The following is a 21,880-nucleotide window of genomic DNA, read 5'->3' on the forward strand; positions in this document are numbered from 1 at the left end:
AGGGTGAAAGCCCGTGTGCTGCAGGGATGGCCCCGTCTGCCGCCCTGCTTGTGCAGGTGGCGGTCCCGTCCGCCGTCCCTGCCGCTGTCCGACTGCGCCGTTGCGGCCGCCGGGCGTGGCCGAACGTAACAGCGATGTAAGCGACGCGAAAGGTCTTGCAGCAAAAAAGTGCAAGACATCATCGAAGTTATCCGGGCGTGACCTCTCGGCAACCGCCGTGAGACGCTTGTTTCCGGCGGTGGGGCGGCACAACAGGGGTTGTGCAAGACTCTGCAAGCTCTTGCCATCACTTTCACGAGGGAGCGCGATGACGCAGCAACCCGGACCCGGCCGGCCAACAGGTCGGTCGCGACGTCCAATTGGTGTGCAAGGGCAGATACGGGCGGTACAGTCCACCCCTGTGACCACACGGCTTGCCGACATCGCTGCACAGGCGGGGGTCAGTGAAGCGACTGTCAGCCGCGTCCTCAACGGGAAGCCCGGCGTCGCCTCCACCACCCGCCAGTCCGTGCTGGCCGCACTCGACGTGCTCGGCTATGAACGCCCGGTGCGTCTGCGGCAGCGCAGCGAGGGCCTGGTGGGTCTGATAACGCCGGAGCTGGAGAACCCCATATTCCCGGCACTGGCCCAGGTCATCGGCCAGGCGCTGACGCGGCAGGGCTACACCCCCGTCCTCGCCACCCAGACCCCGGGCGGCTCCACCGAGGACGAGCTCACCGAGATGCTCGTCGACCGGGGCGTGGCCGGCATCATCTTCGTCTCCGGACTGCACGCGGACACCTCCGCCGACATGCAGCGCTACGAGCAGCTGCGCGGCCAGGGTGTGCCGTTCGTCCTCGTGGACGGCTTCTCGCCGAAGGTGCAGGCGCCCTTCATCTCCCCCGACGACCGCGCGGCGATGACGCTCGCGGTGACGCATCTGATCTCGCTGGGGCACACGCGGATCGGCCTGGCACTGGGCCCCAAGCGGTTCGTGCCCGTCCAGCGGAAGATCGACGGCTTCGTCCGCGCGATGCAGGACCAGCTGGGCCTGACCGCGGAGACGGTCGAGACGGAGCTCGTCCAGCACTCGCTGTACACCCTGGAGGGCGGTCAGGCGGCCGCCACGGCGCTGATCTCCCGCAACTGCACGGCGGTGGTGTGCGCGAGCGACATGATGGCGCTGGGTGCGATACGGGCGGCGCGGCAGCTCGGTCTGGACGTGCCGAAGGACATCTCGGTGGTCGGCTTCGACGACTCCCCGCTGATCGCCTTCACCGACCCGCCTCTCACCACGGTCCGCAAGCCGGTGCCGGCGATGGGCCAGGCCGCGGTGCGCACGCTGCTCGAGGAGATCGGCGGGACGCCCGCTCCGCACAGTGAGTTCGTGTTCATGCCGGAGCTGGTGGTGCGCGGTTCGACAGCTTCGGCCCCTGGGGACCGGAATCGTCCTTAAGGCGGAGAATCCGGGTTTCTGTTCCCCTGCGCTGGTAGGAGTCCGGGGACTCGTCCCGCCGTAGGACATGCGTCCCGGACAGGACCGAGGGATGATCTGGGGGCAAGGGCTTTTCTGGCAGACTCTGTGTCCATGGGTGATTCGACCGTGACGACACTGGAAGGCCGCGAAGAGGCCGTTCACCAGCCTGTCGCGGCCGATACGAGGCCGGGCTTCCTGCGCCGGCTACGCTCCCCGCGCCGCCCCCGCCTCTGGTTCGAGATCCTGCTGATCGCTGTGAGTTACTGGACCTACTCACTGATCCGCAACGCGGTCCCGGAGCAGAAGGCCGAGGCGTTGCGCAATGCCGACTGGATCTGGCGGGTCGAGCACGACCTGGGGATCGCGGTCGAGGAGTCGGTCAACCACGCGGTGAATTCCGTGACTTGGCTGATCGTGGGCATGAACTACTACTACGCCACGCTGCACTTCGTGGTGACGCTCGGTGTCCTGGTGTGGCTCTTCCGCAGTCATCCCGGCCGTTACGCGGCGACCCGCATGGTGCTGTTCGCGACGACCGGCGTGGCCCTCGTCGGTTACTACCTGTATCCGCTGGCCCCGCCCCGCCTGATGAACGGCGGCGACTTCATCGACACGGTCATGGTCCACCAGACGTGGGGCTCGATGGCCTCCGGCGACCTCAAGAACATGTCGAACCAGTACGCCGCGATGCCGTCCATGCACATCGGCTGGTCCCTGTGGTGCGGCCTGACGATCTTCGCGCTGGCGTCGGTGCCCTGGGTGCGCGTCCTGGGCCTCCTCTACCCGACGGCCACCCTCGTGGTCATCGTCGCCACCGCCAACCACTTCTGGCTCGACGCGGTGGGCGGCATCCTGTGCCTGGCCTTCGGCTTCACGGTGGCACGGCTCTGGTACGGCGCCCTGCCGTACCGCTTGCCGCAGCTGGTGCCTGCGGCGGCCCTCAAGCAGCCCCGGCCGCAGCCCGCATCGCCGCGATGAACGCCCGTAGCGCAGGCTGGGGCGGGGCCGTCTCGCGTACGGCCGCGTAGATCGAGCGCGCGGGCTGCGGGCTCCGCAGTTCCCGTACGACCACTCCCGGCCGGACGCCGACGCCCAGCCCGAGCCGCGGGATGAGGCTCACCCCGAGCCCCGCCGCGACGAACCCCTGGGCGGTGACGTAGTCCTCGCTCTCGACCACGAAGCGTGGCCGGAAGCCCGCCGTCTCGCACGCGGCGAGCTGGGCGTCGAGACAGGGGCCGGGCCATTCGCTGCCGACCCAGGGTTCCTCCGCGAGGTCGGACATCTCCAGCACTTCGGCATGCGCCAGACGGTGGCCCTCGGGAAGTACCGCGAGGTACGGGTCGTCCAGCAGGTGCAGGAACCGGACGCCCTCCTGGCCGGAGGCTCGTGGCCCCACCACCAGCGCCAGATCCGCCCGGCCCTCCCGCACGTCCGGCAACGGATCCTCGGGGTCGATGAGCTTCAGCTCGATCTGCACGCCGGGATGCTCCGTCCGCAGCCGGGCGACCGCCGGGGCGACCAGGGACGCGCCCGCCGTCGCGAAGTACCGCACCGACAGCCGGCCCGTCCGCCCCGCGAGCAGATCCGCCAGGGCGGTCTCCGCCTCGGCGACCTGGCGGCTGATCGCGTCCGCGTACTCGGTCAGGAGCAGCCCCGCCGCCGTGGGGCGCACCCCCCGCCCGACCCGTTCCAGCAGATCCGTCCGCGTCTCCTTCTCCAGCGCGGCGATCTGCTGGCTCACGGCGGAGGGCGTGTAGCCCAGCAGCGTCGCCGCCCCCGTCACCGACCCGCTGCTCACCACGGCCCGCAGCACCTGCATCCGACGCACATCCAGCATGTAGCACAGCTTAACAACTCATCCAGAACTCTTCACTTGTCCTCACGCGTCCCCTCCCGGACCGTAGAGGCATGTCTCCCGCCTCCACGCTCCGCATGGCCGCCCTCGCCCTCCTGTGGGGCTCGGGGTTCCTCTGGATCAAGCTCGCCCTCAACCACGGCCTCTCCCCCGCGCAGATCACCATCGTCCGCTGCGTGCTGGGCACGGCGACCCTGCTGGTACTGGCCCGCTCGGCCGGTCAGCGACTGCCCCGCTCACGGGCCACCTGGGGTCATCTGGTCGTGGCCGCGCTGTTCTGCAACGCCATCCCGTTCGCCCTGTTCGCGGTGGGTGAGCAGAGCCTCGACTCGGGTATCGCGGGCGTCCTGAACGCGACAACGCCCCTGTGGTCACTGCTGATCGGCCTGCTCCTCGGCACCGACCGCGGCCTGCACCCCGTACGCCTCGCCGGTCTCTTCCTCGGCTTCGCCGGCACGGTCCTGATCTTCGCCCCCTGGCACCGCTCGGGCCTGCTGAGCTGGAGCGCGCTGGCCCTGCTGGGGGCCGCGGCCAGCTATGCCGTGGCGTTCGCGTACATGGCCCGCAAACTCACCGACAAGCAGGCGCCGATGGCGATGTCCGCGGCGCAACTGCTCATGGCGACGGGTTGGACGACGCTGTCCCTTCCGGTCGCGGGCCCGGTCGACGCCGACATGACCGCCCTCCTCGCGGTGACCGCCCTGGGCGTCCTGGGCACGGGCGTGACCTTCTACCTCAACTACCGCCTGATCGCGGACGAGGGCGCGACGACCGCGGCGACGGTCGGCTACTTGCTGCCGGTGGTCTCGGTGGCGCTGGGTGCACTGCTACTGGGCGAGGAGGTGGGGATCCGCGTGCTGGCAGGCATGGCGATCGTGTTGACCGGCGTGGCCATGACGCGCCCCAAAGGGGCGCGGGGCTGTGTTGAATCTGCGGCTGCCGCCGCGCGGGCGCGAGCAACCACGACGGCGCCGCAGCCGAAAACTGGAGTTCACGCCCCGTAGAACAGCGTCTCCACCACAGCCCGGGCCCGCCGCCCCGTACGCCGATAGTCATCCAGCATGTCCCCCACATGCCCTGGCCCGTACCCCAAGTACCGCCCCACGGCGGCCAGTTCACGAGGGTCCGTGGGGAAGGTGTCCCCGGCCCGCCCCCGCACCAGCATCACCGCATTCCGCACCCGAGTCGCCAACACCCAGGCCTCATCGAGGATCTCGGCGTCCTCCCCGGCGATGAGCTCCGCGGCGCACGCCGCGGCAAGCGCCTCCCGCGTCCGCGTGGTCCGCAGCCCCGGCTCCGCCCACCCGTGCTGCAACTGCATGAGCTGCACGACCCACTCGACGTCGGACAGTCCCCCCGGCCCCAGCTTGGTGTGCAGCTTCGGGTCGGCGCCGCGAGGCAGCCGCTCCGACTCCATCCGCGCCTTCAGCCGCCGAATCTCCCGTACGGCATCGTCACCGAGCCCCTCCGCCGGATACCGCAGCGGATCGATCAGCTCGATGAAACGCTGCCCCAGATCCTCGTCGCCGGCGACGACTTCGGCCCGCAACAGCGCCTGTGACTCCCAGACCAAGGACCACCGGCGGTAGTACGCCTCGTACGACTTCAACGTCCTTACGAGCGGCCCGGACTTGCCCTCGGGGCGCAGGTCCGCGTCGATCAGCAGGGGCGGGTCGGCGCTCGGGAGCCGCAGCAGGCGGCGCATCTCGGAGACGACCTTGTTGGCGGCCTCGGAGGCCGACTGCTCGGGCACGCCGTTGCGCGGCTCGTGGACGAACAGGACGTCCGCGTCGGAGCCGTAGCCGAGTTCGTGACCGCCGAAGCGGCCCATGCCGATGACGGCGAACCGGGTGGGCAGGGTGTCGCCCCAGGTGTCGCGGACCACGGCGCGCAGGGTGCCCGCGAGGGTCGCCGCGTTGAGGTCGGAGACGGCGCCGCCGACCCGGTCCACCAGGGCTCCCTGGTCGGCCTCGGCGGGCTGGGTCTCGGTGCCGTAGGAGCCGACGATGTCGGCGGCGCAGGTACGGAACAGTTCGCGGCGGCGTACTCCGCGGGCCGCGGTGACCGCCTGTTCGGCACCGTCCGCGCGGCTCACCGCGGCGAGGATCTCCTGCTCCAGGCCGGCCCGGCCGCGCGGGGCGAGTCCGGCGCTGTCGCTGTCGCCCAGCAGCGCCACGGCTTCCGGTGCGCGCATGAGCAGGTCGGGGGCCAGGCGCCCGGCGGACAGCACGCGCGCGAGGTTCTCGGCGGCGGCACCCTCGTCGCGCAGCAGCCGCAGATACCAGGGGGTCTTGCCCAACGCGTCCGACACCTTGCGGAAGTTGAGCAGCCCCGCGTCCGGGTCGGCGGAGTCGGCGAACCAACCCAGCAGTACCGGAAGGAGGGTTCGCTGGATCGCGGCCTTGCGGGTGACGCCGGAGGCGAGCGCCTCCAGGTGCCGCAGGGCCGCCGCCGGGTCGGCGTACCCGAGCGCGACCAGCCGCTCCCGAGCCGCCTCCGGCCTCAACCGGGTCTCACCGGACGCGAGTTGGGCGACGGCGTCGAGCAGCGGCCGGTAGAAGAGCTTCTCGTGCAGCCGCCGTACGACACTGGTGTGCCGCTTCCACTCGCGGTTCAGCTCGACGACCGGATCCGTGCGCAGGCCCAGGGAGCGGCCGATACGGCGCTGGTCGGCGTCGTCCTCGGGGACGAGGTGGGTGCGGCGCAGCCGGTAGAGCTGGATGCGGTGCTCCATGGAGCGCAGGAAGCGGTAGGCGTCGTCGAGTTGCACGGCGTCGTCGCGGCCGACATACCCGCCGGCGGCGAGGGCCTGGAGCGCGTCGAGGGTGGTGCCGCTGCGGAGGGAGGCGTCGGCCCTGCCGTGCACCAACTGCAGGAGCTGCACGGCGAATTCGACGTCGCGGAGGCCACCGGGGCCGAGCTTCAGCTCGCGCTCGACCTCGGCGACCGGAATGTTCTCGACGACCCGGCGGCGCATCTTCTGCACGTCGGCGACGAAGTTCTCGCGCTCGGCGGCCTTCCAGACGAGGGGTTCCAGCGCGCTGACGTACTCCTCGCCGAGCTCGATGTCCCCGGCGACCGGACGGGCCTTGAGGAGGGCCTGGAACTCCCAGGTCTTGGCCCACCGCTGGTAGTAGGCGAGATGGCTGGCGAGCGTCCGCACCAGCGGACCGTTGCGGCCCTCGGGCCGGAGGTTGGCGTCGACGGGCCAGATCGACCCCTCGACGGTCGTCTCGGAGCAGATCCGCATCATGTGCGAGGCGAGCTTGGTGGCGGACCGCAGGGCCTTGCCCTCGTCGGCACCCTCGACGGCCTCCCCCACGAAGATCACATCGACGTCGGACACGTAATTGAGCTCATGGCCACCGCACTTGCCCATCGCGATGACCGCGAGCCGGCACAGCGCGGCCTCGTCGGGGGCGGCGGCGCGGGCGATGGCGAGGGCCGCGCGCAGGGTCGCGGTGGCGAGGTCGGCGAGCTCGGCGGCGGTCTCGGCGAGGTCGGTGGTGCCGCACACGTCACGGGCGGCGATGGACAGCAGACAGCGCCGGTAGGCGACACGCAGGGAGACGGGGTCGTCGGCCTCGGCGAGCCCGCGCTCGAACTCCTCCACGCCGGGGTGCAGATCGCGCGGCTCGTACATGACGAGCGCCTGCCAGTCCCCGGCATGCCGGGCCAGATGCTCGGCGAGCGCGGCGGAGGCCCCCAGTACACCCAGCAGCCGGTCGCGCAACGGCTTGGCCGCTATCACCGTGTCCAGCAGCTCACGCCGGGCGGTGGGACCGGGCTGCGCCTCCAGCAGCCGCACCAGGCCGTGCAGGGCGAGATCGGGGTCCGCGGTGGCGCCGAGGGCTTCGAGGAGCACCGGATCATTGCGTACGCCGGTCAGCTCCGGGCCGTCCAGCAGCCGCTCGGCAGCCGAGGGATCGGTGAACCCGTGCCGCAGCAGCCGACTGAAGGTACTGCTCCTGCGCCCCGGCGCCGTCATCCTCGGCCTCCTCCGATCAAGGTCGTACGAGCTTGAGCCTAACCGGAGAGGGTGAGAGAAGCGCCGGGGCGGATCGAGCGGGTGGGGGCGGGTTGGCGCCGGGGGTCGGGCACGGGGAATGAGCGCGGGACGCGGGGCGCCGGGGGCGAGGAAGCGTCTGGACGCCGGGGCTCGGGGCTCGGGGCTCGGGGCTCGGGGCTCGGGGCTCGGGGCTCGGAAGTGGTGGCCGTACGCCAGGGCGGCGAAGCGAGGATGCACCGGACACCGAGGCCAGGCAGCGCCCGCCGGGCGTCAGGACACCGGGACGCCCGAGACGCCCCGGGCGGAGGATGTGGTCGCCCGGGCGCCGGGACGGTGTCAGCGGGTTACCACCACCGTGGCCGGGCGGGATGCGTCGGTGAGGACCTTGTCGCCGGGCATGCGGCCCGGGGCCGTGGTGCCTTCGAGGGGCGGCAGGAAGGCGGCCGCGACGGGGTGACCGGCGAGGGGGACGTACACCCGCTGGACGGTGCCGGGCGTGCCCTTGCCGGGCAGGGTGGCGTACTGGACGTCGAGGCAGCGGGCGCGCAGCCGGGTCAGTACGGCCGTCACGGACGCGCCCGGCTCGACCGACGGGAGGACCAGCTGCGAGGGCTTCTCGCAACCGGGGTCGCCCGGCGGCGGGACGGGCTGTCCGGACCGACCCCCGTGCGGTCCGGACAGGGTCAGACTGCTGAGGTCGCCGACGGTGCCGTTCGTGGTGTCGACGCGGATCGTGTCGTCACGCAACCACTGCAACGGGTGTCCGTCGAGGTCGGCCCGCACCCAGTCCCCGGTGTCGACCAGGAAGCCCGTCTCGATCGCGGCCTCCTCGGGCGGCACCAGCCGCCGGGGCGCCCACCCGCGCGAGGCCCGTTCCGTACGGGCCTCGGGCCAGTGCCGCAGCACCACCAGCAGCCGCCCGTCGGGGCGGGCGAAGGGGTGTGCGCGGCCCGCGGAGACGGCGTAGGACCCGGCCGCGGTGACCGCCTCGCGGGAGGCCCCGTGGAACTGGACGCCGCCGCGGGGGCCGAGCGTGAAGCGCACGGTGGTGAAGGCCTCGGCCTTGTCGGGCGCGGCCTCGGGGGCGGCCTTGGTGGTCCCGGCCTGGCAGCCGGTGGCGAGCAGGGCCGCGACGAGCATGGCGGCGCCCGTGGCGAGGGCGGCGCGCCGGTGCGGACGCGGGTGGCCGCGACCGTCGTAGGGGCGCAGGTGGGAACGCATGGGATGCCTCCGTGTCCTCCGGCAGCCGGAGTGCTGCCGGAACCGACGATGCTCCTGGCGACCGCCCGGGCCCATTCGTCATTTGACGAATCCCCGGTGTTCACGGACAGCGCGGGAGTACGTTCGCGGGAGGCGGGGACTGTCCTCGGGAGGCGGCATGACGACGGCGGAGGCTCATCTGCGGCGCATGGCGGACGTCCTGGAGGAGGCCCGGCGCGCCCCCTCGGACGACGTGCCGCCGAAGTCCCTGCTGGTCGGCCTGCAACAGCTCGTCCCCTGCGACTGCGCCTGGTTCTCGGAGCTGGACATCCCGACCAGGATCTGCCTCAACGAGCAGGAGACGCCGTTCGACGAGGAGCAGGGCCCGATGGAGGCCTATTGGCAGTGGCGTCACCAGCACCCGCAGTGCCGTCAGGTCACCTTGGCGCGCGCCGGCCCCGAGACCACTCAGATGGCCGACTTCCTGTCGCTGCGCGAGCTGCGGAACCTGCCGATCTACACCGAGTTCCTCCGCCCGTTCCCCTCCATCGCCGTCATCGCCCTGCCCACCGCCCCCGGCCGCACCCGCGTCTTCCAGTTCTTCCGCACGGAACCGAGGCCGTTCAGCGACCTCGAGATGACGACCCTGGAACTGCTGGCGCCCCACATCTACGCGATCTACCGCGAGGCCGCCCACAGGCGTCGGCCTCCCGTACCGCTGACCCACCGGGAACTGGACGTCCTGCGCTGCGTGGCCCGGGGGCTCGACACTCCGCGGATCGCCGAACAACTGGTCGTCTCCCCCAGCACCGTCCGCAAGCACCTCGAGAACGCCTTCGGCAAGCTGGGGGTGTCGAGCAGGATCGCGGCGGTGGCGCGGGTGTTCCCCGAGGCGGAAGCGCCCTGACCGATGAGTTCCGGATCCGCCGCGGGTCTGCCCTTGCGAAGGGAGGCCGCTGATGTCCGACAGACAACCCGACGCCCGCCTCGACACCCGCTACAGCGACGGCACGGCCACCGCGACCGACTGGTCCGAGGCGCTGAAGATCCTCAACCAGGCCGAGCTGTTCTGGATCTCCACGGTCCGGCCGGACGGGCGCCCGCACGTGACCCCGCTGCCCGCGGTCTGGTCCGAGGGCGCGCTGCACTTCTGCACGGGTCCGGAGGAGCGCAAGGCCCGCAATCTCGCGGCGAACCCGCAGGTCGTGCTGACGACCGGCGTCAACACCTGGGACGAGGGCTACGACCTCGTCGTGGAGGGCGAGGCGGTGCGCGTCGTCGATGACGGGCGGCTGCGGGAGCTGGCAGCCGCGTGGGAGGAGAAATACGGCGAGTTCTGGCGCTTCGAGGTACGGAACGGCAGCTTCCGCCACGGTGCCGGGCACGCTTTCGTCTTCTCGGTGGCGCCGCGCACGGTTTTCGGCTTCGGTAAGGGGGAGCCGTTCAGCCAGACCCGCTGGCGGTTCGACTGACGTCGACAAGGGAGTCAACGCCATGGACATGTCCCTCGAAGTGATCCTGCTGCCGGTTTCCGATGTGGATCGGGCCAAGGAGTTCTATCAGGACAAGGTCGGTTTCCACGTGGACCTCGACGGCGAGGTGATGGAGGGCGTACGGATCGTCCAGCTGACCCCGCCGGGCTCGGGCTGTTCCATCGCCCTGGTCGACGGTCTCCAGGTCCCCACGGGCACACCGCAGCCGGGCACGTACCACGGCATGCAGCTGTGCGTCACGGACGCGAAGGCGGCGTACGACGAGCTGACGGCGCGCGGCCTCGACGTCAGCGAGCCTGTGCAGTTCGCCCCGCAGGACGGCGCCACCTTCATGTACTTCAAGGACCCGGACGGCAACGGCTGGGCGATCCAGGAGTACAAGCGCCGCGAGACGGAGCCGCTGCACCAGGTGCTGGCGAAGCTGGCAGGCAAGTAGCGCACTCGCGGGGGCGCGGAGCCGACTCCGCGCCCCCGCACTGCGGTCACGCCCGAGCGGTCAGCGTCCTGCAGTTGAGCAGCGCGCCGTTGTCGGTCTGACAGGACTGCACCGTCACCGAAGTGCCGTCGGTTATCGCCAGGTTGGCGTTCTCGTAGTCGCCGTTGCCGCCCGTGAGCCAGATCTCCTTGTAGCCGCCGCTCCACGACGCCGAGACGAAGACACCACGGCCGTCGGTGTACCTGTCGGAGGCGACGAGGTGCTCGCCGTCCGCGCGGAAACTGCCGTATCCGACGAGGGTGTTGCCGTCCTCCTTGTAGAACCAGAAGTCACAGTCCCGGCCGCCGACATCCGTCGTGCTGGTGGTGCAGGTGGCGATGTTGTTGTCGGCCCAGGCAACCCCCGACATGGTGCCGACCAGTACGGCCGCGGCCGCGCCGACAAGCCCCATCCTTGCGCCAGTTCGCATGCAATCGCTCCTTGATCACTAACTGATGTGGCGCGATCATGTCACGGCTTGGGATGTTCTTGGCCTGTATTTGATGAAACGCGGAAGGGCCGGCGGTCCATGACCGTCGGCCCTTCCGGTAATACGCGCTTACAGCACCGGCAGGTTCTTCCGCAGCTCGAACGCGGTCACCTCGGAGCGGTACTCCTCCCACTCCTGGCGCTTGTTGCGCAGGAAGAAGTCGAAGACGTGCTCGCCCAGCGTCTCGGCGACCAGGTCGCTGCGCTCCATGAGGGTCAGGGCCTCGCCGAGGTTCTGCGGGAGGGGCTCGATGCCCATCGCGCGGCGCTCGGCGTCGGAGAGGGCCCAGACGTCGTCCTCGGCGCCCGGCGGGAGCTCGTAGCCCTCCTCGATGCCCTTGAGGCCGGCGGCCAGGAGGACGGCGTACGCCAGGTACGGGTTGGCTCCGGAGTCGATCGAGCGGACCTCGATGCGGGCGGAGCCGGTCTTGCCGGGCTTGTACATGGGGACGCGGACCAGGGCCGAGCGGTTGTTGTGGCCCCAGCAGATGTACGAGGGGGCCTCGCCGCCGGCGCCCGCCGTGCGCTCCGAGCCGCCCCAGATGCGCTTGTAGGAGTTGACCCACTGGTTGGTGACCGCGGAGATCTCCGCGGAGTGCTTCAGCAGGCCCGCGATGAAGGACCGGCCGACCTTGGAGAGCTGGTACTCCGAGCCCGACTCGTAGAACGCGTTGCGGTCGCCCTCGAAGAGGGAGAGGTGCGTGTGCATCCCGGACCCCGGGTGCTCGCTGAACGGCTTCGGCATGAATGTCGCCTGGACGCCCTGCTCCAGCGCCACCTGCTTCATGACCAGGCGGAACGTCATGATGTTGTCCGCCGTGGAGAGCGCGTCGGCGTAGCGGAGGTCGATCTCCTGCTGGCCGGGGGCGCCCTCGTGGTGGGAGAACTCGACCGAGATGCCCATCGACTCCAGCATGGTGATCGCCTGGCGGCGGAAGTCCATGCCGATGTTCTGGGGGGTGTGGTCGAAGTAGCCCGAGTTGTCGGCCGGCGTGGGACGGGTGCCGTCCAGCGGCTTGTCCTTCAGCAGGAAGAACTCGATCTCGGGGTGGGTGTAGAAGGTGAAGCCCAGGTCCGAGGTGCGGGCCAGCGCGCGCTTGAGCACGTAGCGCGGGTCCGCGAAGGACGGCGAGCCGTCCGGCATGAGGATGTCGCAGAACATCCGGGCCGTACCGGGCGCCTCGGCGCGCCACGGCAGGATCTGGAAGGTCGAGGGGTCCGGCTTGGCGATCATGTCGGACTCGTAGACCCGGGCGAAGCCCTCGATCGCGGAGCCGTCGAATCCGATGCCCTCGTCGAAGGCCTGTTCCAGTTCGGCCGGGGCCACGGCGACGGACTTGAGGAAGCCCAGCACGTCCGTGAACCACAGGCGTACGAACCGGATGTCGCGCTCCTCCAACGTCCGGAGCACGAACTCCTGCTGCTTGTCCATCTTCAGCTTCCCCATCCTTGCTGGTCAGGCCACCTGTCTCCGGTCCCGCGTGAGACGGTCGGGCACCTGAGCATCCCACCACAACACCATTTCATCCGTGTTGCGGACCATGATCGGCGGGCCGACCTCCGGGCGAACGCCTCACGTACGTCAGGTGTACTGTTCTGCCGCCCATCTTGCCTGCTCGGGCCCGTATAAGTAATGCCGGGCGTGTCGGAACCTGGGCGGACCCGGTTCTCCGCGGGCGCCCGGTCTTCGGCCATTCCTGTGCCCTCCCTTTCTGGAGACACCCCCTTCCCCATTACGATCAGCGGACCCGACCGGCCCTCCTTACCCAGAAGGACACACCCCATGGGTTCCGCCAAGAACAAGAACTCCGCCGAGCGCCAGGCTCGAATAGCGGAGATGCGGCGTGCCGAACAGGCCCGCGAACGCCGCAACCGGCTCCTCACGATCGGGGCGAGCGTGGCCGTCGTCACCGCTCTCGTCGTGGGCGGCGTCGTGCTCGTGCGGTCGCAGGACGACGGCGGCAGCACGACGGCCGACTCCAGCAACCCGGGTCACTGGACCACGGGCAAGGACGGGGTGAAGACGTGGTCGTCCAAGCTCAGCCAGACCCACGTCACCAAGACCGTGAAGTACCCGATGACGCCCCCGGCCGGCGGTGACCACGACGCCCGCTGGATGAACTGCAACGGCGACGTCTACACCAAGGAACTCAACAACATGAACGCCGTGCACTCGCTGGAGCACGGTTCGGTCTGGGTGACGTACACCTCCAAGGCCAAGAAGGCCGACATCGAGGCGCTGTCGGCGAAGGTGAAGAAGACGCCGTACACGCTGATGAGCCCGTACGAGGGCCAGGCGGCCCCGATCATGCTGACGGCGTGGGGCCACCAGCGGACGGTGACGAGCGCGAGCGACCCGAACGTCGACAAGTTCTTCGAGACGTATGTCCAGGGCGAGCAGACTCCCGAGAAGGGCGCGACGTGCACGGGCGGTCTGTCGTAGTGAGGAAGGCCGGCTGGATCGCCTCGGGCGCGGCGGCGGTACTCGTCGCGACCGGGGGGATCACCTACGCCGTCACCCAGGACGACGGCTCCACCGACACCCCGACCGCGGCCTCCGCGGACGCCGGGTTCGCGCGGGACATGGCGGTGCACCACCAGCAGGCGGTGGAGATGTCGTTCATCGTCCGCGACCGTACGAAGAACGAGGACGTACGGCTGCTCGCGTACGACATCGCGCAGACGCAGGCCAACCAGCGCGGCATGCTGCTGGGCTGGCTCGATCTGTGGAATCTGCCGAAGGTGTCGTCAAAGCCGCCGATGTCCTGGATGGACATGGGCGGCATGGCCTCCGGCGAGGACGGCGCGCTGATGCCGGGCATGGCGACCAACACCGAGATGGAGAAGCTGAAGAAGCTCAGCGGCAAGCAGGCCGAGATCTTCTATCTCCAGCTCATGACCGACCACCACAAGGGCGGCGTCCACATGGCCGAGGGCTGTGTCGAGCGCTGCAAGGTGAAGGTGGAGAAGGACATCGCGCAGGGCATGGTCAACGCGCAGGAATCGGAGATCGACCTGATGACGGACATGCTGAAGGAGCGCGGCGCGAAACCGCGTTCCTAGAGGGTCCTAGAGGGTTAACCCTCGGTTCTCGTGGCGCCTTAATCCTCAAATAGCCTTGTCATTAGGTTAATTGGGGTCCTCTTGGGACTCGTATTCCCCTGGCATGAACGGTTCATCGAAAGAGTGGCCACCGTCGAGTGATCCACTCGAGACGAACCGCATACAGGGGGTTCCATGAGATCCAACCGCGCCACTCTGCGTGCCGGTGTGAGCATGGCAGCGACACTGCCCATGATCGCCGGCGCGCTGGCGCTCGGCATACCCGCGGCGCACGCCGCGGACGGCCCGGCACGGGACACGCTGGCCGGGACCCGGCCCGCGTGGGCCACGGCCAAGGCCGACAAGGGCGCTACCGCCGACAGTTCGCAGGTCTCCGCCCGGGTCTACCTCGCCGGCCGGGACGCGACCGGCCTGGCCGCGTACGCGAAGTCCGTGTCCGACCCGGCTTCGGCGTCGTACGGCAAGTACCTCAGCGCCCAGCAGGCGCAGGCCCGCTTCGGCGCCACCAAGGCCCAGGTGACCGCGGTGAAGTCGTGGCTGGCGTCCGCGGGCCTGAAGGTCACCGGTGTCACGCAGCACTACGTCTCCGTCTCCGGTGACGTGGCCGCCGCCGAGAAGGCGTTCGGCACCCAGCTGCACAACTACGCCAAGGGCTCCAGGACTTACCGTGCCCCGTCGAAGACGGCCTCCGCGCCGGAGAGCCTGAACGGCGCCGTGCTGACCGTCACCGGCCTGGACAACGCCCCGCACAAGGCGAGTCACAACGACCAACTGCCCGGTCCGGGCGCCGTGTTCAAGAACGCGGGGCCGTTCTCGTCGTACTACGGCTCGAACACCGCGAGCACCCTGCCCGACGCGTACGGCGGCAAGATCCCGTACGCCGTCAAGGGCTACACGGGCAAGCAACTGCGGGCCGCGTACGGCGCGGGCAAGTACACGGGCAAGGGCGTGCGCGTCGCCATCACCGACGCGTTCGCCTCGCCGACCATCGCCTTCGACGCGCAGACCTACGCGAAGAAGCACGGCGACCCCGCCTGGAAGACCGGCCAACTGTCCCAGGTGCTGCCCAAGAACTACACGCACACCGGCGCCGACGAGTGCGACGCCTCCGGCTGGTACGGCGAGGAGACTCTCGACGTCGAGGCCGTCCACGCGGTCGCGCCGGACGCGAACGTCACCTATGTGGGCGCCTCGTCCTGCATGGACGACGACCTGCTGGACTCCCTCAGCACGATCGTCGACAAGCATCTGGCCGACCTCGTCTCCAACTCCTGGGGTGACATCGAGGCCAACCAGACGCCGGATCTCGCGGCCGCCTACGACCAGGTCTTCCAGTTCGGCGCGGTCGAGGGCATCGGCTTCTACTTCTCCTCCGGCGACAACGGCGACGAGGTCGCCAACACCGGGACGAAGCAGGTCGACACCCCGGCCGACTCGGCGTGGGTGACGGCGGTCGGCGGTACCTCGCTGGCCGTCGGCAAGGGCGACAAGTACCTGTGGGAGACCGGCTGGGGCACCGAGAAGGCCACGCTGTCCGCGGACGGCAAGAGCTGGACGGCCTTCCCCGGCGCGTTCACCTCCGGTGCGGGCGGCGGCACCAGCAAGACCGTCGCCGAGCCCTTCTACCAGAAGGGTGTCGTCCCGGACGCGCTCGCCAAGGCCAACAACGCCGCCGGCAACCGCGTCGTCCCGGACATCTCCGCGATCGCCGACCCGAACACCGGCTTCCTGGTCGGCCAGACGCAGACCCAGGCGGACGGCTCCGAGTCGTACAGCGAGTACCGCATCGGCGGCACCTCGCTGGCCTCGCCGGTCATCGCGGCCGTCCAGGCCCTCGCCCAGGAGGCGCGCGGCGGCAAGGCGATCGGCTTCGCCAACCCGTCGATCTACGCCAAGTACGGCACGAAGGCCTACCACGACGTCACGGACAACCCGACGGGCCGCCAACTGGCCGTCGCGCGCGTGGACTTCGTCAACGGCTACGACGCCACGGACGGTCTGACCACATCGGTCCGCTCCCTCGGCAAGGACAGCTCACTGTCCGCCGTGAAGGGCTACGACGACGTCACCGGCGTGGGTACGCCCGCGAACGGCTACGTCGAATCGTTCCGCCGCCACTGAGACCGACGGGGTGGCGTGAGGTGACGTACACCTTGCGCCACCCCATCGCGTCGCTCTGACGATTACACTGGGCCCGTGCCTCCACTGAACTTCTGGTCGATCTATCAGCACGGGTTCGCACGCGTCGCCGCCTGTACGGGCCACACCGTCATCGCCGACCCGCCCGCCAACGCCGAATCGGTCCTGCGGCACGCACGCCGGTGCGCCGAGGAGGGCGTCGCCGTCGCGGTCTTCCCCGAGATGGTCCTGTGCGGCTACTCCATCGAGGACCTGCTGCTCCAGGACGTACTGCTCGACGAGGTCGAGGCGGCCCTCGCGACCGTGGTGGCCGGCTCGGCCGACCTGCTGCCGATCCTGGTCGTCGGCGCCCCGCTGCGGCACCGCAACCGGATCTACAACTGCGCGGTGATCATCCACCGCGGCCGGATCCTCGGCGTCGTGCCCAAGTCGTACCCCCCGAACTACCGCGAGTTCTACGAGCGCCGGCAGATCGCCGACGGCGCCGACGAGCGCGGCGGCACGATCCGGGTGGGCGGCTCGGATGTGCCCTTCGGCGTCGACCTGCTCTTCGCGGCCGACGACGTCCCCGGACTCGTGCTCTTCGCCGAGATCTGCGAGGACATGTGGGTCCCGGTACCGCCCAGCGCGGAGGCCGCCCTCGCCGGTGCGACCCTCCTCGTCAACCTCTCCGGCAGCCCGATCACGGTCGGCCGCGCCGAGGACCGCAAGCTGCTGTGCCGCTCGGCGTCCTCCCGCTGCCTCGCCGCGTACGTCTACGCGGCGGCCGGCCTGGGCGAGTCGACCACGGACCTGTCCTGGGACGGCCAGACGATGATCTACGAGAACGGCGTACTGCTCGCCGAGAGCGAGCGCTTCCCGCTCGGCGACTCGTACGCGATCGCCGATGTGGACCTCGACCTGCTGCGCCAGGAGCGCCGCCGGATGGGCACGTTCGACGACAACCGCCGTACCCACAAGGCGCGGACCGCCGACTTCCGGACGGTCGCCTTCGAACTCGACCCGCCCCTCACCGACCTGGGACTGCGCCGTCGCCTGGAGCGCTTCCCGTTCGTACCGGCCGACGCCGACCGCCTCGCCCAGGACTGCTACGAGGCCTACAACATCCAGGTCGAGGGTCTCCAGCAGCGCCTCGCCGCGATCGGCGGCCCGAAGGTCGTCATCGGGGTGTCCGGCGGCCTCGACTCCACGCACGCCCTGATCGTCGCCGCCCGGGCGATGGACCGCGCAGGGCGCCCGCGCAGCGACATCCTGGCCTGGACCCTGCCCGGCTTCGCCACCAGCGACCACACCAAGGACAACGCCCACGCCCTGATGCGCTCGCTCGGCGTCACCGCGGCCGAGCTGGACATCACACCCACCGCGCGTCTGATGCTCAAGGAGATGGGCCACCCGTTCGCCTCCGGCGAGCCGGTCTACGACGTCACCTTCGAGAACGTGCAGGCCGGCCTGCGCACCGACTACCTCTTCCGGCTCGCCAACCACCACAACGGCATCGTGCTCGGCACCGGCGACCTGTCGGAGCTGGCGCTGGGCTGGTCCACGTACGGCGTGGGCGACCAGATGAGCCACTACAACGTCAACTCCGGTGTGCCGAAGACGCTGATCCAGCATCTGATCCGGTGGGTCATCAGCAGCGGGCAGTTCGACGACGAGACCGGCAAGATCCTCGCCGCGATCCTCGACACGGAGATCAGCCCGGAGCTGGTACCGGGTGAGGAGATGCAGTCCACCGAGTCCAAGATCGGCCCGTACGCGCTGCACGACTTCACGCTGTTCCACGTACTGCGCTACGGCTTCCGGCCGTCGAAGATCGCGTTCCTGACCTGGCACGCCTGGCACGACGCGGCCGGCGGCGCCTGGCCGCCGGGGTTCCCCGAGGAGAAGCGGGGGTCCTACGACCTGGCGGAGATCCGGAAGTGGCTGGAGGTCTTCTGCCGCCGGTTCTTCGCGTTCGCGCAGTTCAAGCGGTCGGCGATGCCGAACGGGCCGAAGGTGTCGGCTGGCGGTTCGCTGTCGCCGCGAGGTGACTGGCGGGCGCCGTCGGACAGTTCGGCAAGGGCGTGGCTGCGGGACCTGGAGCGGTTCGACCTGTCGGGCTGACCTGCCCGGTCGGGCATCCGACGGTCACCGTCTGCGCCCGTACGCCGACGCCGACACCGCCAGCACCGACAACACCATCAGCGCCCCCGCCGGCCCCAGCACCGTCCACGGCGCCAGCTCCACATACGGCTGGTTCTCCGACAGCAGCCGGCCCCACTCCGGGGTCGGCGGCTGTTCGCCCAGGCCCAGGAAGCCGAGCGAGGCCAGGACGAGGACCGTGGTCGGCAGCCGCAGGAGGGCGTTGCGCAGGACGCCCGGGAGCGCCGCGGGGACGTAGTGGTGGCGGAGCAGATAGCGCGGGCCGGCGCCGAAGGACAAGGACGCCAGCAGGTGGCCGCTCGCCCGTTCCTCCTCGATGAGCGCCGCGGTCTGGGCGGCGTACGGGCTCCAGCCGACCAGGCACACCGCCAGGGCCGCGCCCCAGACCGACGGCCCGGTCACCGCCGTCGTCAGAAGTCCGGCGAGGACGGCCGGGAGGGTCGAGACCACCTCGGTCAGGCCGGTGCCCACCCGGGTGGCCGTGCCGAGCAGAAGACCGGTCACGACACTGACGGCGGTCACCGCGAGAGCCACCCCGGCGGTGCGCAGCGCTCCGTGGCCGAGGCGGGCCAGCAGGTCGCGGCCGAGGGCGTCGGTGCCCAGCGGGTGGGTGAGGGAGGGCGACAGCAGCCGGGCGGTGGTGTCGACGTGCAGGGGGTCGCGCAGCAGGCCCGCCACCAGCAGCGCGAGCAGAACGGCCGTACAGAATCCGGCGATCCAGGGCAGCGTGCGCGGCCGCCGGAGCACGGGCACCGCGAGGGCGGGCAGGGCCCCGTCGCGCAGGGCGGGGCCGAGGAGGGCGCGGCGCAGGGCCTGCACGAGGAGGCCGGCGGTGACGCCGAGCAGGATCAGGACGAGGGTCGAAGATTGCAGGAGCGGGAGGTCCTGGGCCTTGGCGGCGTCCAGGGCGAGGCGGCCGAGGCCGGGGATGTTGAAGATCTGCTCCACGGCGACCGCGCCGCCGACCAACGCCACGACGGTCGGCAGGAGTTGCGGCAGCACCCCGGACAGGGCGCGGCGCAGCGCGGTGCGGGCGATGGCGCCGGACGGGAGTCCGGAGGCGTACCAGGTGCGCGCCCAGGGTTCCTGGAAGGCGGCGGGCAACGACCGGTCCAGGAGCCCGCCGATCATCGCCCCGGACGGCACTCCGAGGGCGAGTGCGGGCAACACCATCGCCTGCGGCCCCTCCCACCCACTGGACGGGAACCAGCCCAGCCACACCCCGAACACGGTGGCGAGCACGGAGGCGAGCAGGAACTTGGGCAGCGCGGCCAGGACGGCCGCCCCGGCACCGGTCCGCGCCTTGCGCAGCCGCCGCCGGGAACCGAGATACACGGTCCGGGCACAGACCGTCGCGGCCACCGCGGCCGTGACCGCGAGCGCGCCGAGCATCAGCGTGACGGACACCGCGAAGGCGGTGCCCAGCTGCGCCCCGACGGGTTCACCGGACACCCACGACGTCCCCGCGTCCCCGCGCAGCAGCCCGCCCAGCCAGTCCACGAGGTGGGCCGACGGCCCGTCGTCCAGACCGAGTTGTTCGCGTACGGCGGCCAGCTGGGCCGGCGTCGGGTCCTGCTCGGCGGAGCGGGCCCGCAGCACCGTCAGCGCGGGGTCTGTCCGGGACAGCCAGGGCAGCAGGGCGACGGCCGTGAGCAGCACGGCGCCGGCGACCAGGCGGCCGCCGGCGGTGCGAAGGCGACCGTCTCTCACTTCAGGTGCGTGTCGAGGTCGACCAGCGAGCGCTCGCGCGGGTCCAGGAGTACGCCCTCGACATCGGTGGCGATGCCCTGCACGGCCTGCTCGTGGACCAGCGGCACGACGGCGTCGGTGCGCAGGATCTCCGCCTCGGCCCGCATGACCTTCTGCTGCCGCTCGGCCGAATCACCCTCCGCGGCGGCCGACTTGATGGCCTGGTCGACCTTGGCGTCCTTCAGCCCGGCGATGTTGTAGACACCGTCGCTCGTGAAGTCACTGGCGAGGTAGGCGACGGCGTCACCGGTGTCGAGCAGCGTCACCCGGGAGAACACGAGGGCGTCGTACTTGCCCGCGAGCAGGTCGGCCTCCATCTGCGTGTACTCGCGCACGTCCTGCTTCACGGTGAACCCGGCCTTCTCCAACTGCTGCTGGAGCACGCTCGCGGCCTCGGGAAGCTCGGAGCGGTTGGTGTAGGTGGCCAGGCGCAGGGTCCTGCCCTCGGTCCCGCCCTCCACTTCAGCGACCGTGGCGGCGCCGACTCGGCCGCTCACCTCCACCCGCTTGTCGGCGGCCCAGGAGACGGCCGGCCCGAACAGACCCTGGGCGGGATCGGCGTACCCACCGAAGACGGAGTCGACGAGGGCGGACCCGTCCACGGCCTCACGAGCGGCCGCCCGCAGCGAGGCGTCGGTGAAGATGCCGCTGCCGGTGTTGAGGATCAGGCTGTCGGTCCGCACGGAGGGCACCTCGTGCCGGGTGTCCTCGTCGAGGAGCTTCGCCTGGGCGGTGGGGATCCACTCGGCGATGTCGACATCACCACTGCGCAGAGCGTTGGCACGGGCGGTGCCGTCGGCGATCCAGGTCACGTCGATGCCGGACGCCTTGGCCTTGCCGCCCCAGTAGCCGTCGTACCGGTCGAGGGCGGCCTTGGTCTTGCCGGTGAGCTCGGTGATCTCGAAGGGCCCGGTCCCGGTGCCGACAGGGCTGACGCTGCCGTCCTTCGCATACGCCTTCGCGGCGAGGATCCCGAGGGCGGGACTGGCGAGCCGCAGCGGGAGCACAGGGTCGGCGGTCCTGGTGCTGATCGTGACGGTGTCGGCGTCCTCGGCCTTGACCGTCAGGGTCACGTCGCTCAGGACGCGGGGCTTGGTCTCCGCCTCACCGGCATGGCCGAGGGCGTTGACGACCGACTCGGCGGTGACCTCGGTGCCGTCCTGGAAGGTGGCCTTACGGAGCTCGAAGACCCAGGTGGTGGCGTTCTTCTGCTTCCAGGACTTTGCCAGCGCGGGCGCGGCGACCCCGTCCTCGTCCAGCGCGGTGAGCCCTTCGGCCACGGAGAGCTTGCTCAGCACGGTGGCGTCATTGCTGTACGGCGACAGCGCCTGCACCGGCGGCACCGCGAGAGCGACCTTCAACCGAGCGCCGGAGCCGCCCGCGGCATCCGCGTCCGACCCGTCCTCACCCGACACAAAACAGCCGGTCAGCAGAGGAGCGAGAGCAAGCGCCGCGAACAGACGGCGAGGGGTGGGGCGCATGGGGGGTTCCTGTCGTACGGGAGACATTCACGCCCCGCACACCGGACACGGCGGCAAGGCCCCGCCACCTTATAAGGCAAGCCTTACCAAACTCTCACCGGGTAGATGAATTCTCAACGACTGAGACCACCCGACCCCGGACGGGACGCACCCCGCACTCGTCGTGCAACGGCGAGCAGGGACGTACCGGAGCGTCGGGCGACCGACCGCACCACCCCAGAGAACAGCACCGCCCGACCGAGGACGGACACCCCCCGGTGCGGCACCGACCCTCAACGGCGAAGAGTGCGCAACGCGAACCCCCACCGAACCGTGACAGGCCGCCGCAG

The 21,880-nt window shown here is 70.5% G+C and carries 17 protein-coding genes; 10 read left to right on the top strand and 7 right to left on the bottom strand.

The annotated features are described in order from the left end of the window. The first annotated feature begins 400 nt into the window (after positions 1 to 400). Both ACWD3I_RS09430 and ACWD3I_RS09435 read left to right on the top strand, forming a co-directional pair. Positions 401 to 1,435 (top strand): LacI family DNA-binding transcriptional regulator, encoded by a 1,035-nt coding sequence (locus tag ACWD3I_RS09430; protein WP_046257830.1) that lies wholly within the window; start codon positions 401 to 403, stop codon positions 1,433 to 1,435. A gap of 132 nt (positions 1,436 to 1,567) precedes the next feature. Continuing rightward, the gene (locus ACWD3I_RS09435) at positions 1,568 to 2,434 is read left to right on the top strand and encodes a phosphatase PAP2 family protein (protein ID WP_365401647.1); all 867 of its coding nucleotides are present in this window, start codon (positions 1,568 to 1,570) and stop codon (positions 2,432 to 2,434) included. Here ACWD3I_RS09435 and ACWD3I_RS09440 read toward each other — a convergent pair. Next, positions 2,397 to 3,293, bottom strand: a complete 897-nt coding sequence (locus tag ACWD3I_RS09440; RefSeq protein ID WP_365401651.1) for a LysR family transcriptional regulator — start codon at positions 3,291 to 3,293, stop codon at positions 2,397 to 2,399. The two genes, ACWD3I_RS09435 and ACWD3I_RS09440, sit on opposite strands and share 38 nt — an antisense overlap. Before the next feature lie 71 nt (positions 3,294 to 3,364). On the opposite strand from ACWD3I_RS09440, the gene ACWD3I_RS09445 reads away from it, so the two are divergent. Continuing rightward, the gene (locus tag ACWD3I_RS09445; RefSeq protein WP_365401654.1) at positions 3,365 to 4,315 is read left to right on the top strand and encodes a DMT family transporter; all 951 of its coding nucleotides are present in this window, start codon (positions 3,365 to 3,367) and stop codon (positions 4,313 to 4,315) included. Here ACWD3I_RS09445 and ACWD3I_RS09450 read toward each other — a convergent pair. Then, the gene (locus ACWD3I_RS09450) at positions 4,303 to 7,299 is read right to left on the bottom strand and encodes a bifunctional [glutamine synthetase] adenylyltransferase/[glutamine synthetase]-adenylyl-L-tyrosine phosphorylase (RefSeq protein ID WP_365401657.1); all 2,997 of its coding nucleotides are present in this window, start codon (positions 7,297 to 7,299) and stop codon (positions 4,303 to 4,305) included. The two genes, ACWD3I_RS09445 and ACWD3I_RS09450, sit on opposite strands and share 13 nt — an antisense overlap. Positions 7,300 to 7,656: 357 nt before the next feature. After that, positions 7,657 to 8,541, bottom strand: coding sequence for a hypothetical protein (locus ACWD3I_RS09455; RefSeq protein ID WP_365401660.1), 885 nt, complete (start codon positions 8,539 to 8,541; stop codon positions 7,657 to 7,659). 157 nt (positions 8,542 to 8,698) lie between these two features. Between ACWD3I_RS09455 and ACWD3I_RS09460 the strand changes: the two genes are divergently transcribed. The 3 genes from ACWD3I_RS09460 to ACWD3I_RS09470 are packed head-to-tail and all read left to right on the top strand — an operon-like array spanning position 8,699 to position 10,449. Continuing rightward, positions 8,699 to 9,427 carry a helix-turn-helix transcriptional regulator gene (locus tag ACWD3I_RS09460; protein ID WP_365401663.1) on the top strand — a complete coding sequence of 243 codons (729 nt, stop codon included), beginning with the start codon at positions 8,699 to 8,701 and terminating at the stop codon, positions 9,425 to 9,427. Positions 9,428 to 9,479: 52 nt separating this feature from the next. Then, positions 9,480 to 9,992, top strand: a complete 513-nt coding sequence (locus ACWD3I_RS09465; protein ID WP_365401666.1) for a pyridoxamine 5'-phosphate oxidase family protein — start codon at positions 9,480 to 9,482, stop codon at positions 9,990 to 9,992. A 22-nt stretch (positions 9,993 to 10,014) separates the two neighbouring features. Next, positions 10,015 to 10,449, top strand: coding sequence for a VOC family protein (locus ACWD3I_RS09470; RefSeq protein ID WP_365401669.1), 435 nt, complete (start codon positions 10,015 to 10,017; stop codon positions 10,447 to 10,449). A gap of 46 nt (positions 10,450 to 10,495) precedes the next feature. Here the strand turns inward: ACWD3I_RS09470 and ACWD3I_RS09475 are convergent, their stop codons facing one another. Both ACWD3I_RS09475 and ACWD3I_RS09480 read right to left on the bottom strand, forming a co-directional pair. Then, positions 10,496 to 10,918 (bottom strand): hypothetical protein, encoded by a 423-nt coding sequence (locus ACWD3I_RS09475; protein ID WP_365401672.1) that lies wholly within the window; start codon positions 10,916 to 10,918, stop codon positions 10,496 to 10,498. Positions 10,919 to 11,047: 129 nt separating this feature from the next. Beyond that, complete coding sequence (locus ACWD3I_RS09480) at positions 11,048 to 12,409, bottom strand: glutamine synthetase family protein (protein ID WP_266830106.1); 1,362 nt, start codon at positions 12,407 to 12,409, stop codon at positions 11,048 to 11,050. 351 nt (positions 12,410 to 12,760) lie between these two features. Here ACWD3I_RS09480 and ACWD3I_RS09485 point away from each other — a divergent pair, with 351 nt between their 5' ends. The 4 genes from ACWD3I_RS09485 to ACWD3I_RS09500 all read left to right on the top strand — a co-directional run bounded on the left by ACWD3I_RS09485 (position 12,761) and on the right by ACWD3I_RS09500 (position 18,282). Further along, a complete protein-coding gene (locus ACWD3I_RS09485) occupies positions 12,761 to 13,420 on the top strand; it encodes a DUF3105 domain-containing protein (RefSeq protein ID WP_365401675.1) in 660 nt (219 codons plus the stop codon). Further along, on the top strand, positions 13,399 to 14,040 hold the full coding sequence (locus ACWD3I_RS09490) for a DUF305 domain-containing protein (protein WP_451084058.1): 642 nt from the start codon (positions 13,399 to 13,401) through the stop codon (positions 14,038 to 14,040). The genes ACWD3I_RS09485 and ACWD3I_RS09490 overlap by 22 nt, the downstream gene beginning before the upstream one ends. A 174-nt stretch (positions 14,041 to 14,214) precedes the next feature. Then, positions 14,215 to 16,161 carry a S53 family peptidase gene (locus tag ACWD3I_RS09495; protein WP_365401678.1) on the top strand — a complete coding sequence of 649 codons (1,947 nt, stop codon included), beginning with the start codon at positions 14,215 to 14,217 and terminating at the stop codon, positions 16,159 to 16,161. Between the two features lie 75 nt (positions 16,162 to 16,236). Further along, positions 16,237 to 18,282, top strand: a complete 2,046-nt coding sequence (locus ACWD3I_RS09500; protein ID WP_365401681.1) for an NAD(+) synthase — start codon at positions 16,237 to 16,239, stop codon at positions 18,280 to 18,282. Positions 18,283 to 18,306: 24 nt separating this feature from the next. On the opposite strand, the gene ACWD3I_RS09505 is transcribed toward ACWD3I_RS09500, so the two are convergent. Both ACWD3I_RS09505 and ACWD3I_RS09510 read right to left on the bottom strand, forming a co-directional pair. Then, entirely contained in the window at positions 18,307 to 20,031 is a 1,725-nt protein-coding gene (locus ACWD3I_RS09505; protein WP_365401684.1) for an ABC transporter permease subunit, read from the bottom strand. After that, positions 20,028 to 21,551: an ABC transporter substrate-binding protein gene (locus ACWD3I_RS09510; protein WP_365401687.1), complete on the bottom strand. Its 1,524-nt coding sequence runs from the start codon at positions 21,549 to 21,551 to the stop codon at positions 20,028 to 20,030. The genes ACWD3I_RS09505 and ACWD3I_RS09510 overlap by 4 nt, the downstream gene beginning before the upstream one ends. Between the last annotated feature and the right edge of the window lie 329 nt (positions 21,552 to 21,880).

The sequence above is a fragment of the Streptomyces sp. NPDC002817 genome, from assembly GCF_053592055.1.

Coding starts and splice junctions, on each gene's coding strand:
- ACWD3I_RS09450 (WP_365401657.1), bottom strand. CDS start 7,299: ATGACGGCGCCGGGGCGCAGGAGCAGTACCTTCAGTCGGCTGCTGCGG.
- ACWD3I_RS09480 (WP_266830106.1), bottom strand. CDS start 12,409: ATGGACAAGCAGCAGGAGTTCGTGCTCCGGACGTTGGAGGAGCGCGAC.
- ACWD3I_RS09495 (WP_365401678.1), top strand. CDS start 14,215: ATGAGATCCAACCGCGCCACTCTGCGTGCCGGTGTGAGCATGGCAGCG.
- ACWD3I_RS09455 (WP_365401660.1), bottom strand. CDS start 8,541: ATGCGTTCCCACCTGCGCCCCTACGACGGTCGCGGCCACCCGCGTCCG.
- ACWD3I_RS09465 (WP_365401666.1), top strand. CDS start 9,480: ATGTCCGACAGACAACCCGACGCCCGCCTCGACACCCGCTACAGCGAC.
- ACWD3I_RS09440 (WP_365401651.1), bottom strand. CDS start 3,293: ATGCTGGATGTGCGTCGGATGCAGGTGCTGCGGGCCGTGGTGAGCAGC.
- ACWD3I_RS09485 (WP_365401675.1), top strand. CDS start 12,761: ATGGGTTCCGCCAAGAACAAGAACTCCGCCGAGCGCCAGGCTCGAATA.
- ACWD3I_RS09470 (WP_365401669.1), top strand. CDS start 10,015: ATGGACATGTCCCTCGAAGTGATCCTGCTGCCGGTTTCCGATGTGGAT.
- ACWD3I_RS09445 (WP_365401654.1), top strand. CDS start 3,365: ATGTCTCCCGCCTCCACGCTCCGCATGGCCGCCCTCGCCCTCCTGTGG.
- ACWD3I_RS09460 (WP_365401663.1), top strand. CDS start 8,699: ATGACGACGGCGGAGGCTCATCTGCGGCGCATGGCGGACGTCCTGGAG.
- ACWD3I_RS09435 (WP_365401647.1), top strand. CDS start 1,568: ATGGGTGATTCGACCGTGACGACACTGGAAGGCCGCGAAGAGGCCGTT.
- ACWD3I_RS09510 (WP_365401687.1), bottom strand. CDS start 21,551: ATGCGCCCCACCCCTCGCCGTCTGTTCGCGGCGCTTGCTCTCGCTCCT.
- ACWD3I_RS09475 (WP_365401672.1), bottom strand. CDS start 10,918: ATGCGAACTGGCGCAAGGATGGGGCTTGTCGGCGCGGCCGCGGCCGTA.